The organism is Aquiflexum lacus, assembly GCF_015476655.1.
GTDB classification, from domain to species: domain Bacteria; phylum Bacteroidota; class Bacteroidia; order Cytophagales; family Cyclobacteriaceae; genus Aquiflexum; species Aquiflexum lacus.
In genome coordinates this window covers 48,390-61,423 of the sequence record NZ_JABFHF010000014.1, presented here as the reverse complement: position 1 = coordinate 61,423, position 13,034 = coordinate 48,390, and the positions used below count along the sequence as shown (strand labels likewise).

At 38.7% G+C, this 13,034-nt stretch carries 10 protein-coding genes; 6 read left to right on the top strand and 4 right to left on the bottom strand.

All coding sequences use genetic code 11. The features are described from left to right. Positions 1–85: 85 nt before the first annotated feature. The 4 genes from HMJ38_RS13780 (at position 86) to HMJ38_RS13765 (ending at position 4,825) form a co-directional block, all read left to right on the top strand. Positions 86–490 carry a four helix bundle protein gene (locus HMJ38_RS13780; RefSeq protein WP_194974992.1) on the top strand — a complete coding sequence of 135 codons (405 nt, stop codon included), beginning with the start codon at positions 86–88 and terminating at the stop codon, positions 488–490. 205 nt (positions 491–695) lie between these two features. Then, complete coding sequence (locus HMJ38_RS13775) at positions 696–2,120, top strand: TolC family protein (protein ID WP_228780053.1); 1,425 nt, start codon at positions 696–698, stop codon at positions 2,118–2,120. Between the two features lie 166 nt (positions 2,121–2,286). Then, positions 2,287–4,047, top strand: a complete 1,761-nt coding sequence (locus tag HMJ38_RS13770; protein ID WP_194974991.1) for an efflux RND transporter periplasmic adaptor subunit — start codon at positions 2,287–2,289, stop codon at positions 4,045–4,047. Positions 4,048–4,234: 187 nt separating this feature from the next. Further along, positions 4,235–4,825 (top strand): DUF2911 domain-containing protein, encoded by a 591-nt coding sequence (locus HMJ38_RS13765; protein ID WP_194974990.1) that lies wholly within the window; start codon positions 4,235–4,237, stop codon positions 4,823–4,825. Here the strand turns inward: HMJ38_RS13765 and HMJ38_RS13760 are convergent. Further along, positions 4,822–5,859: a PAS domain-containing protein gene (locus HMJ38_RS13760; protein ID WP_194974989.1), complete on the bottom strand. Its 1,038-nt coding sequence runs from the start codon at positions 5,857–5,859 to the stop codon at positions 4,822–4,824. The two genes, HMJ38_RS13765 and HMJ38_RS13760, sit on opposite strands and share 4 nt — an antisense overlap. Positions 5,860–5,977: 118 nt before the next feature. Here HMJ38_RS13760 and HMJ38_RS13755 point away from each other — a divergent pair, with 118 nt between their 5' ends. Further along, on the top strand, positions 5,978–6,577 hold the full coding sequence (locus HMJ38_RS13755) for a hydrolase (RefSeq protein ID WP_194974988.1): 600 nt from the start codon (positions 5,978–5,980) through the stop codon (positions 6,575–6,577). A gap of 107 nt (positions 6,578–6,684) precedes the next feature. On the opposite strand, the gene HMJ38_RS13750 is transcribed toward HMJ38_RS13755, so the two are convergent. Together HMJ38_RS13750 and HMJ38_RS13745 are read right to left on the bottom strand one after the other, a co-directional pair. Continuing rightward, complete coding sequence (locus HMJ38_RS13750; RefSeq protein WP_194974987.1) at positions 6,685–7,731, bottom strand: DUF4249 domain-containing protein; 1,047 nt, start codon at positions 7,729–7,731, stop codon at positions 6,685–6,687. A gap of 258 nt (positions 7,732–7,989) precedes the next feature. Then, positions 7,990–8,589 (bottom strand): DUF4494 domain-containing protein, encoded by a 600-nt coding sequence (locus HMJ38_RS13745; RefSeq protein WP_194974986.1) that lies wholly within the window; start codon positions 8,587–8,589, stop codon positions 7,990–7,992. Between the two features lie 121 nt (positions 8,590–8,710). Between HMJ38_RS13745 and HMJ38_RS13740 the strand changes: the two genes are divergently transcribed. Then, complete coding sequence (locus HMJ38_RS13740) at positions 8,711–11,002, top strand: patatin-like phospholipase family protein (RefSeq protein ID WP_194974985.1); 2,292 nt, start codon at positions 8,711–8,713, stop codon at positions 11,000–11,002. Here the strand turns inward: HMJ38_RS13740 and HMJ38_RS13735 are convergent. Continuing rightward, positions 10,999–13,011, bottom strand: coding sequence for a cation:proton antiporter domain-containing protein (locus HMJ38_RS13735; RefSeq protein ID WP_194974984.1), 2,013 nt, complete (start codon positions 13,009–13,011; stop codon positions 10,999–11,001). The genes HMJ38_RS13740 and HMJ38_RS13735 overlap by 4 nt on opposite strands. Positions 13,012–13,034 lie beyond the last annotated feature (23 nt).

Here is a 13,034-nt window from a genome sequence, read left to right as displayed (position 1 = left end):
GCTTCGCGAAATAAAGTTGAAATAGATTGAAGTACGCCTTTGACGAAATAGGTTGAAATATGCTAAAGCGAAATTTTGTAGAAATATGGAAGAGAAAAAGAAGTTTATACCTCTAAAGGATTTGGAGATATACCAATTGTCTAGAAAGCTTTCGAAGATTGCTTGGAAAATATATTGTCGACTTTCTTACCCAGAAAAGAAGGTTTGGGGAGATCAGATGTTGGATTCTGTCGATTCTGTTGGGGCCAATATTGCAGAAGGTTATGGTAGATTCCATTACTTGGAAAAGATTCATTTTTATTTTATTGCCAGAGCATCATTATCAGAAGGTAAAGAACATTGGTTGGATTTAGGGTTGGAGAGAAAAATAGTCGCTCCCGAAGAATGGGAAGAAATCTGTGTTATCCACCAACCTCTTCAAATCAAGCTGAACAATTCCATCACAAAGACCTACGAGTCCAAGAAAGGAGGGGAAAATGAACGATTGTAAAGAATTAAAAGCAATCCAAGGAATTCCAGGAACTTATATACTCTATTATTTCAATCATAGATCCATTTTATTTCAATCATATTTCAATCGGCTTAAATCCATTGAAAATCACCTAGGACGTATGTTGCTAAATATTATTTCTACATTATTTCCAAGTATATCTATCCTATTTCTACAATCTTTTAGTATTAGAAAAAATGGTCTGATGCTTAAAATTATTTCAATTTTATTTCTACTTATTTCTCCCATATTTCAAGTAAAAAGTCAAACCATAGACCAATACCTAGAAATAGCATCTGAAAACAATCCAAGCCTTCAAGCATCATTTAAAGGATATCAGGCTTCTTTAGAAAAATCAAATCAAATTACTCTTGAAAACCCTCAATTGAATATTGGTATTTTTACAAGACCTATGGAATTGCTGATGGGAAATCAGCGGGCGGAGGCTTCGGTAATGCAGATGTTCCCTTGGTTTGGGATGCTTAGAACACAAAAGGATGAAGCAACTCTAATGGCAGAAGCCAAATACGAGGAATTCAGGCAGCAAAGGAATGTACTGCTCTTTCAAGTAAAAGAAACCTATTTTCTATTACAGCAATTGCAAAACACCATTGACATTACCGAATCCAATTTGGAGATTTTACAGTCTTTGGAGGAATTGGCAATTATCCGCTATCAGGGAGGAAATACATCGGGGGCTGTGTCCTCGGTTTCCTCAGCGGTAAGGCGTCCATCTCAAGAGACGCAGCAAAATAGTTCCGGAGATGGAATGGGTATGGCAAGTACTGGCGGATCATCAGGAATGAATCAATCATCTACTGGATCCTCTATGGGTTCAGGTACTGGTTCTGGAAAGTTGACAGATGTGCTCAGACTACAAGTGCAGATCAAGGCCATGGAATCTGACTTACAGCAGATGGAAGTAGATAAGAGGCCATTATTAGTTCGCTTCAACCAACTTTTAGGAAGGGATAAAAATGAGCCGATAAACTTTGAAATCAATATTGATACCCAAAAGGAATTGGGTTGGGAAATAGCATTGTTAGAGCAGATTCTGGCCACCAACCCCATGTTGTTGATGCTGGAAAAAGAAGGCTTGGCATACCAAAAGCAAGGAGAAATGGCCAAACTGGAGGGGAAGCCTATGTTTGGTTTGGGGTTGAATTATATGATGTTTTCTTCAAGACCAGAAATGGGAGTACCTGGCGGAATGAATGGTATGGACTATATGCCCGCTGGAATGGGTAATAATATGGTGATGCCAATGGCGACTATTACTTTGCCGATTTACCGAAAAAAATACAAAGCCATGGAAACCGAATCCAAACTTTATTGGGAAGCCAATGAAATGCAAAAGGAAGATTTGCAAAGAAATCTTGAAACAGAGTTTGAAAGTATTCTTGCTTCTCTCAAAGATGCTGATAGGAAAATCAAACTATTGGAAGAGCAAATAGAATTGATGGAGAAAACGATGGAACTGTCTGTTACTTCCTACGCCACCGAAGGCAGTTCCTTCGAAGAAATCCTCAGCATTCAGCGGGAGTTACTGGAATTCAGGTTAAATGCTTTGAATACGAGGATTGAGAGAGAAATTCAATATGCTAGGATTGAGACGCTAATTGGGATATAGAAAAGATATTAATGGATACTGATTGATATTAGATATTTATTGTGCTCTAGCAGAAACGTTTGTTCATGACATAATATCCAAAAATATCCAACTAGCCTGCCGGGTGGCAGGTATCCACTAATATCAATATTAAGATACTTGTATTAAAGATTTTGAAAAAAACACAATGAAAAACAAAAGGAATATTACAATCATCATCATCGGCTGCCTAATCTTTGGAGCTGTGGCAGGTTGGATGATCCGAGGTGGGGAAGAACATCCTGCCGAGGAACACACTCATATTGACGAGGAAGGAGTGGAATATACCTGCTCCATGCATCCACAAATCAGGCAAAATGAACCGGGTCAATGTCCGCTTTGCGGGATGGCACTTACTCCTGTCAGCAATAATAAAGGTGGTGAATCCAGTCCATTTGTATTGGAAATAACCCCCGAAGCGGTTGCACTCTCCAATGTACAGACCACTAGGGTAAAATCAGGTTCGGGTTCAGGAAAACTCACTTTGACCGGAAAAATCCAAGCCGATGAACAACGGGTTAAGAGTCTGACGGCAAACTACTCCGGTAGGGTAGATCAATTGTTCGTCAATTTTACCGGTCAGGAAGTTCAAAGAGGTCAGAAGTTGGCTACACTCTATTCCCCTGAATTGGTCAATGCGCAAAAAGAACTCCTGGAAACAGCCAAAATCAAGGACAGTCAACCAGCACTTTATGAGGCAACTAAGGAAAAATTAAGGTTATGGAATATTTCTGATAAGCAAATTGCTGCTATCGAAAATTCTGGTCAAGTAGATACTCAATTTGATGTTTTAGCAGATGTTGCAGGTGTGGTGACAGCAAGAAATATTGCTATGGGTGATTTTGTGAATAGGGGTACGGTTATGTTTGAAATCGTGGACCTAAGCAATATATGGGTAATGTTGGATGCTTATGAATCTGATTTGGGCGCAATCCGAAAAGGTGATGATTTAAGTTTCCAAGTTTCTGCATACCCAGGTAGGGAATTTAATGCTAAGGTAACTTACATTGATCCCATTCTAAATCCCGATACCAGAACAGTAGGCATTCGAGCAGAAGCGGTAAACCGAAATTTCGAGTTGAAGCCGGAGATGTTTGTTTCTGCCACTATAGCGACTTCTCAAGCAGGTCAGTCGGGTTTGATGATACCCAAGACAGCCATTCTTTGGACAGGTCCACGGTCTGTTGTTTATGTTCAAATAGGCAACAGGGAGGCACCAGCATTTGAAATGCGTGAAATTGAGATTGGTGGTCGAGTAGGGGAAGATTACCTTGTATTATCTGGTTTGGAAGTTGGAGAAGAAGTGGTCAGCAATGGCGTTTTTGCCATTGATGCAGCAGCCCAATTAAGTGGTAATTACAGTATGATGACCAGACCGGAGGTGAAGACCTTGGATACACCTGAGGAATTCAAGAAGCAATTGACTGCCTTTGTTCAAAGCTATTTGCCAATCAAAGATGCCTTGGTGAAAACGGATGCCAAATCTACCCAGTCCACCATAAACCCAGCTAAAACCAGTTTGGGAAAAGTGGACATGAAGCTATTGGACAACAAAGCCCACGATATTTGGATGGAGCTTTTAAAACCTATTCAGAACAGCTTGGACAAAATCGTCCAAACCAGCGATGTGGAGGAGCAAAGGAAGCATTTTGAAACATTGTCTGATAACTTGATTGAAGCTGTAGAATACTTTGGGGTGGTAGAAGACACCATTTATAGACAGTATTGTCCCATGGCTTTCCGAGATCAAGGGGCTTATTGGCTAAGTGGAGAAAAAGAAATTCGAAACCCTTACTTTGGAGACAAGATGTTGACCTGTGGGGAGGTGAAAGAGACTTATCAGCCAGGGAAAAGAGTGACTTCGGAATCTGGAAATAGGCCAGATGTGCCCGTGGGGCATCAGCATTAATATTTAGATGAAATATATAGAAATATGCCTACGTCGAAATAAAATAGAAATAATTTTAGGTATCATTCATATAATTAGGATTTCCTGGATAAATGATTGATGGTCAAAAATATTTCGCCAAAGGCGTATTTCAATCTTATTTCACGAAGTATATTTTTACAATAAGTAAATAATCAAACTTAAAAATATGAAAACCAAAAATTATCTAATCATCCTATCTTCAATGATCATCCTTTCCTGTTCTTCAAATACACAAGAAGAAAAGGTAGATGACTCAAAAGGTCATGTTCATCATGACCATGCTGCATCATCAGAAACAGTAGCATTAAAAAGTCCCAGAACTGCCGCCATGGCTCATATTGGAACTAACCATGTCCATGTTGATTATTCCGCTCCTAGTGTAAGAGGAAGGCAGGTGTTTGGTGGATTGGTGGCATTTGACGAAGTATGGGTTACAGGTGCACATTCGGCAACCAATATTTCTTTTTCGGAAGATATAATACTAGATGGAAAAACTATTCCTAAAGGAAAGTATGCCCTTTTCACGATTCCGGGTGAAAATGAATGGGTGATTACCATCAATAAAAATTGGGAGCAGCATTTGGCTGATGATTATGATGAAAGTGAGGATGTGGTGAGGACTAAAGTAGTTCCCAAGAAGTTGGAAAATAATGTTGAACAGTTGAATTTTAAAGTAGAGGATTTGGGTGGTAAGAAGGGTCAGATTGTGTTCCAATGGAGTGGCATTGAAATTCAAATGCCATTTACATCACTTTAAATCAACCCTGCTGATTCTCTGCCAACCAATGGATTTAAATCGAAGCTGTTTGAATCGGAAATACTTTTCCTAAGTTCTTCATCCAGTTTTTTTGCTTCGGTTTTGATCATTTTCAAAAAATGGGCAGTCTCTATCGGGGGACTTTTTGGATCAATGATTTCAAGGATCCCAATGATATTTGCCAGTTTTGACCTCATCAGATGCGATTGGTTAAAAGTTACCGTTTTCAGGTACTGACTTTGTTTTTGAATAAGATTCTCTGATTTTTTTCTTTCCGAAATATCAAAAAAGCAACCCGCCATCACCAATGGTTCACCAAGTTTTCCCCATCTGATTACCTTACCATATCCCAAAACCCAAATGTCTTTTTTATGCCTGTTTTTGATCCGGAATTCGCTGTGGAAAGGATTTTTTCCTAAGCTTTCAAAATGCGCTTTCAGTTCCGCCTCTACTTTTGCCTTATCAGATGAATGGACATGTTTTTTCCATTTGACATTCTTTTGGGATTTACCATTTAGATAAGGATTGTATCCAAACATTTCACTGAGGGAAAGACTTAAATTGTCAGATTGCTTTGTGATATCCCAAATCCAGAAACCTATCAGATTATCCTCCAATAAACCTTCCATCAGGTCATTTTTTGCATGAAGGTCATTGACAGTTTCAGGGAATTCGACTATTTTCTCATTTTTAGAGGATATCTTATGCCCAACACCATAAACATGAAATTCATTGTTTTTCTCAGTGATAATAGAAAACTCCCACCTCGTCCAATAAAAATCACTGCCATCAGATTTGACTTTTCTCAGATCCAAGACAAATTTGCGTTCTCCTTCTTCTAAGGATTTTTTAAGAAGAAATTCAAAGGTTGAAAAATCCTTATAGTAAGCCAACTCTGAAAATGAGGTCCCCAAAATGCCGTTTTTCAGAAATAAACACTGCTTTTCAAGGTGTTTGTTGCTGTCCAAAACAATTCCATCACCATCCAAATGGATAAAATAGAAATAGTCTGAATTATGAAAAATATTTTTCATAGTTTAATAGGCCGTAATTATTTGGTATTGCGTGAATTTTTAAAAATAATTAGATTAACAAAGAACATAAATAATAATATAAAAAGCAAAAAATAAGGTTTAAAATAATCAAGGAATTATGGAATCAATACATCTTCTTAACAGAAATGAATTTGGAAATCAGAAAAATATTGGGAATTATATCTCTGAGAGGGAAGCAATGAGCCTTTTGAGGGATTGGGTTAAAAATGAAAAACTGCTTTTTCATATGCAGCAGGTCGGACATTTGATGAAAGCCTTTGCAAAATCTAAAGGATATGATGAAGAAACCCAGCTCATGTGGCATGTAACAGGTTTGCTGCATGATGCAGATTGGGATCAATGGCCTGATGAACACTGCCGAAAAATCATTGAAGAACTTGAATCAAGGCAGATTGATCCACGGATCATCAGGGCAATTGCCAGTCATGGACCAAGCTATTTTGGAGTGGAACCGGAATCTGAGATGGATAAAATGCTGTATGCTTTCGATGAATTGTCCGGATTTGTCCACGCCTATTCTCTGATGAGGCCCCAAGGATATGAAGGTATGGAAATCAAAGGGGTCAAAAAAAGACTGAAGGACAAAAGCTTTGCTGCTCAGGTCAGTCGGGAGGATATTGCAGATGCGTCTGAAAAAGCTGGTATTTCTATGGATGATTTGATTCGATTTGTGATTGATAATCAATTGAGGAATTAAAAAATGTGGTTATATGATTTCTTTCCAGTAACCTAAAATTCTTTCACAAAAAGGACGTTTGCCTATCCGGTAGGCAGGGGAGACCGGAGTCGGAAGACCGAAGCTGGTCAATCTTCAAACCAATCTGTGGATTCTACTGCATTTATCAACTCCCTACAATCATCATTAAATGGTTGCTGAAACTGTAAAAGATTCAATTCAGAGCCTCTCAGACTTACTTTTTTTCTGGATACTCCAGCAGCAAAGAGATGTCCCAACACCGTTTCATCAGGATTGGTAATACTGATCATATTTCCTCTGATATTGGCAGGGGGCGGATCAAAAACACTTCCGGTTAATGTCATCTGCTGATTTACTAACCTCAGATACCTGTATGTCTCCTCCGATATGGCCATTTGCTCAAAGTTAAACCTGTATCTAAATGTCAATCTGTAACCATCATCTTCTATATAACCTGCGATTTGGCTTGTTCTGAGGCCATTGAAATTGATGTCATCATCTAGATATAGCCCACGGGAAGCAGAAAAACCCGGTAAATTACAGTACTTACAGCAATCTTTTGGTTGATAAGGATTAGTAGGCAAAGATCTTGGGGGTTTGAAAAATTCCGGATAGGTCTCGAAAGTGGAAACAGCGTTTTTGATATTCCAGAAATAATAATTCCTTTCATCAGAAGGATCACTGAAGTGGGCAACCAACTCTATCCCTGACCTGGGATTAAGCCTGTCGTTGGAAGGGATGGTTATGGTATGATAAGTTAGCGAATCAAGAGAGGGAGCCTTAGTGGCTTTGGAAGGAAATGAAGTATATTCAAATCCTTCCCGAGTGGTGATTGATAAGGAATAGCTGTTGCCTGTTGTAGCACTGAAGCCGGCGGGAGTTTCATAAACGCCTTGCCTTACTTCATTTAGAAAAATCATAAGACCTGTTTCAAATTCTCTGATCGCCACATTTGCTTGAACAACAGGTCTGATAAAATCCACAAATACACTTCCATAAGTAGCTGTTCTGCTGACCTTGAGGATATGTGGCCCCGGTCCGTCGGTGATATGGCCTTCGACACTCAGCATACTTTCCATTTCGGGAGCTTCTACTGTATATGGATCGATACAAGAAGTAATCAGTATGCAAAATATTAAAATCCGGTTTTTCATGTTTACAAACTAATATCCTTCTGGGTCCAATTATTGAATCTGCAAAAGAAAACCCTTCTCATAGAACCCAAAAGTGAAACAACGTTTAAGTTTAGCCATAATTTTTTTAAAAAAAATCTAAAAGATATTTAGTCAATTTTCATCAAAAATCAATGATTTTTAAAAGAATCGTGAAATACTTCAAAAACAACAGAGGGCAACTTGACTTGCCCTCTGAAAAATTCAATACAAACGGTGTTCAGAAATTAATTTAAAGATTTATTCTTCTCCTTTATACTCTCTCAACTCTGCTGCCTCTTCCTCATGGTTAAAACTACCAGCTTCAGATAGATTGTTTGCTGCCCTGGAATCTTCCCTTCTCTCCTGTTCAGCTTTCACTTCACTCAATGGTTTAAGATTGGAAGGAGGCGGGGGTAGCAATTCTTCGTCATCTTTTTCATAAGGGAAAACTTCCACAATGGGGCTTTCGGTCACCTCAGGAACCCTGAAAGAAACCAACATATTGCTCAGGCTTTCATGGATCCGGTCATAGGCTTCCTTAACATCATGGGCAGTCACCAACATAAATTGGGTGACTTTTTTTTCTTTGCCACTGTCACCATCTGTTACAATATAGCTGATCTTGCACTTGTGCCAGATATCTATATCTTCAAAGAAAAAAACATCCACAAAATTGCTTTTGCTGATGTTGGTCACCTGAAAATCACCTCTGATGACGGAACCCAGCATATCATAAATCCTGGCCTCAGCTTCGGTAAAGGATACCGCATCTACCAGGTATTGTTCAGAAACATTTTTGAGCAATCCCTGCTCATTTTCTTTGGCGTATTTAACCTTACACAAAAACCAAATCCTCATACTTAATCAACATTTTATTAGAGCAGCGAAGGTAATGGATATTGGCAAAAGCCACAATGAAAAAACATTCATTTAGAAATCTTTTAAAAATTCCCGTATATTTTGCAAGAATCAAAAACACATGTGGCAAAAAATCATCTACAGCTTCCCGATTCAGTTATTGTTTTTGCACCTAAAGAAAAACCTGTTATTGTTATCTTTATGGTTTCTGCTGGTGTTGATTGCATTCCAAAGTTTTGGAACGGTCATCGGCCTGCCCTATCTTTTGTTGGATCCCGAATACCTTAACAGGGTGTCTTGGCAAGGGTTTTTCTTTGTAGGGGTAGCCTTGGGTATTTTTACCATGTCATTCCACATGACTACTTATATATTGGATGGTGCAAAATTCAAGTTCTTGGCAGTCATTCCTCGACCATTTATCCATTTTTGCCTCAATAATTCGATCATTCCCCTCTTTTATTATATTCTTTATCTTTTTGCTTTTATAAGTTTTCAATTGGACAATGAGCATGAAAGCAATTGGATTGTCCTTAATTATTTTCTGGGTTTTTCAGGAGGGACAGTTACAACCTATACCTTGATGTTTTTATATTTTGGACTTACCAACAAAGATTTTTTTATTCTTTTTGCGGGGAATGTTGAAAAGAGATTGAGAAAGACAAGATTGCCAAGAGCAAATATGCTCAAGAGAATTAAAGAGAGTCAAAATCAAAAAGATAAAGTAGTAGAATACTTGGATATCAATTTCAGGTTCAAGGAAATTCGTCAGGACCTTTCCAGATTTGAAGCCAATCAATTGCTGCGGGTTTTTGATCAAAATCACCTGAATATGTTTATCATTCAGACAGTACTGATCAGTCTGATATTGGTGATGGGATTGTTTCGAGAAAATCCGATACTACAAATTCCTGCCGCTGCCAGTGGCATGTTATTATTTTCGATTTTAACCATGCTGGTTGGAGCAGTTACCTTTTGGTTGCGGGAGTGGGCAACACCGGTAGTATTGGGTGCTTTTTTACTTTTCAATTATGTATCCAATACTGAATGGCTCAACAGACCCCACACTGCATTTGGTTTAGATTATAATAGAGAGCCTGCAGCTTACAATCTTGACAATTTGAAAGCTATACTACATCAAGATAGTGTAGAAAAGGATAAGAAATTTACCTTGAATATTTTAGATAACTGGCGTAAAAAATTCCCGGAAAATGAAAAGCCCAAAATAGTCTTTGTGGCAGTCAGTGGGGGAGGTCAAAGGGCGGCTTTGTGGACATTGAAAGTTCTTCAAGACGCTGAAGCTGTCTCAGGAGGTCAGCTTTTTCGTCATACACAAATGATCAGTGGGGCATCAGGAGGTGTGATTGGTGCTGCATTTTTCAGAGAACTCTATTTGAGGAATCAGGATGATTCAGAATTACAATATTTGGATGAAAAATATCTGGACCAGATTTCTTCTGATAACCTCAATCCTATCATTTTCACCATGTTGGTAAATGATATGCTTATCAGGAACCAATATTTTGAATACAATGGGAGAAAACACCTAAAGGATAGGGGCTATTCCTTTGAAAACCAATTGAATATCAATACGGGAAAAGTGATGGAAAAGCCCATTTCTGAATATCTTGAACCTGAGTTTAAAAGTCAGATACCCATGATGCCCATTACTCCTTTGATTACCAATGATGGTAGGAAATTAATTATTGCTCCGTATCCCATGTCCTACATGGGTATTTCGTTGGATAGAACTGAAGGATTTGATGAGAAAAGCCAATCCATTGATTTTCAAAGAATGTTTGTTGACCACGATGCGAAAAATCTAAGATTTATAAGCGCACTCAGGATGGGGGCTACTTTTCCTTTTATTACTCCGAATATCCAACTTCCTTCCAAACCTCAAATGCAGACTATGGATTCTGGACTTTCGGATAATTTTGGAGTTCAGGATGCCCTACGTTTTATGTACATTTTTCAGGATTGGATCAAAGAAAATACTTCAGGAGTGGTTTTGGTCACCATAAGGGATTCAGAAAAATTCACGGAAATTGAACAAAAGGCATTACCGAGATTTTTCGAGAAACTTTTCACCCCTGTCAAAAATATTTACATCAATTGGGACAATGTTCAGACACTGAACAATGAAGTGCTATTCACCAGGATGAAAGAAACAATGGATTTCGAATTGGAACGAATTGAATTTGAATACTCCACTTTGCAATATCTCAGGGACCGTGGTTTGGCCGATCAATTGGGACCCTTCAGCCCCATTGACCAGGATATCCAACGTGCCTCTCTAAATTGGAGACTGACAGCAAGAGAGAAAAAATCCATCATTGACAATATCAATAGTCCACAAAACAGACTTTCATTGGAGAAAATTAGACAGTTAGAATTTTTATCGCGAATGCCCTAATCCACCTCAATTTCTGCTTGAAAGGCCTCGATAGCTTCCATTTTTCCTACGACATATACAGTGTCCCCAAGTTTTAGCTTTTGGTCACCTGTGATTTCTGTGATGGTTTTTTCGCCTCTTTTGATGGCAACAACATTTACTCCAACCACTTCCCTAATTCGTGCGTCTTTGATGGAGACATTGATGAAATCGCCAGTATCTTTTTCGACCTTGAGGCTAACAAAATTAATTTCGGGTAAATCTATTTTAAATCTTGAAGTAACGTCTGTCGTGCCCCTGAACATTTCATAGTTATGTGACCTCACCTCAGCAGTGAATTCTTCAATATCATGCCTAGGCACAAGATACTTGTGAAGAACCCTGTTGAATATTTCAATGGAGGTTTCAAATTCCTCAGGAATGACTTCATCGGCACCGAGTTTATGGTTTTCTTCCATTTCATTGACATACCTTGTTCTCACAATGACGTAGGGATTTTGCGTTATATGTCTGATGGTCGCTATGATTCTTTTCGTAGCATCAGCATTGGAAATGGCTATAACTGCCACCCTTGCCTTATGTATGTTGATATGCTCCAGAACAGATTGATTAGAGGCATCCCCATACATAATTGGTTCACCATTCAATGCTTCAGTCCTAACTGTTTCGGGATTCATTTCGATAATAGCGTAGGGGATATTTGCTGATTTGGCCGCTTTGGAAAGGTTGTGTCCGTTCAATCCATATCCAATGATGACCAAATGGTCTTTTAGACTGTCATCTTTCAGTGAAGTTTCGGGGATGTTTTCATTTCCAAACCTTTTATTCAGTCTGCTTGGCAAGGGAAGGTTGAGTATCCAGCATGCGAGTTCCTCTCTTTTTTTCAGAACAAAAGGGGTTACGGCCATGGTGATGATAGAAATCGCAAGAAAGTACTGATAAGTTTCATCATCAAACAAGCTATATGTCATCCCAACCTTGGCCAATAAAAGCGAAAATTCACCGACTTGAAAGATAGAAAAGCCAACCATAAATGCCTCCTTAAATCCTTGGCCAATTGCTCTTACCGAAAGGGAAACAATTACAAACTTCACCACAAAAGTCAGAAGCGTCAGTCCGATGATGACAAAAATATGGGAGAATAGAAAAGTTATGTCAAACAACATACCCACCGATACAAAGAAAAAGCTGAGAAACACTTCCCTAAAAGGAAGGATTTTCCCTGTGGCATGATGACTATAGTCGGATTCACTGATAATGAGTCCAGCAAGGAAAGCACCCAAACCCAGGGAGAGTCCCAATAAGGAAGTCAAATAGGCTACTGCAAAACAGATGACGATTATACTTAGTAAAAACAACTCTTCATTTCTGGATTTTGCTATCCTGAACAAGAGATTTGGTACCAGGTATTTGGCACTCACAATGGTGATTAATATGACGACTGCCCCTTTTACGGCCATTAAAAAGAGCGATAAGGCAATGTTGTCACTTTCTCCTGCCAACATCGGGGTGAACAGCATTAACGGAACAATCACCACATCTTGGAAAATCAAAATGGCCAAAGTGGTCCTGCCGGGAATGGTATTTACCTGTCCTCCTTCCTGTAAAAGCTTCAATACAATTGCAGTACTACTTAGAGAGAAAAGGAAACCAATAAAAACGGCCACATTCCAATCAAAACCAAGGAAATAGGAAATAAAAGTGGTGACCAAAATAGTGATGGATACCTGCAAGGAGCCACCTATAAAAACTGCCTTTTTGATAGAGAGAAGACTCTTTAATGAGAATTCCATCCCAATAACAAAAAGCAGCAAGATTACTCCTATCTCGGAAAGGACTTCAACGGTGGTAGAGGCCTGAACCAACGATAATCCATAAGGCCCTGCAATAGCTCCTGTAAACAAAAACCCGATGATAGTAGGGATTTTAAGCCTCATGAACAATAAAATCACCAATGTAGCAAGTCCAAAAATCAGGACTATATCTGACAACATGGGCAATTCAACAGAGGAAATAAGGAAGCTATACATAAAGGAAAATTATTTTTAATGGA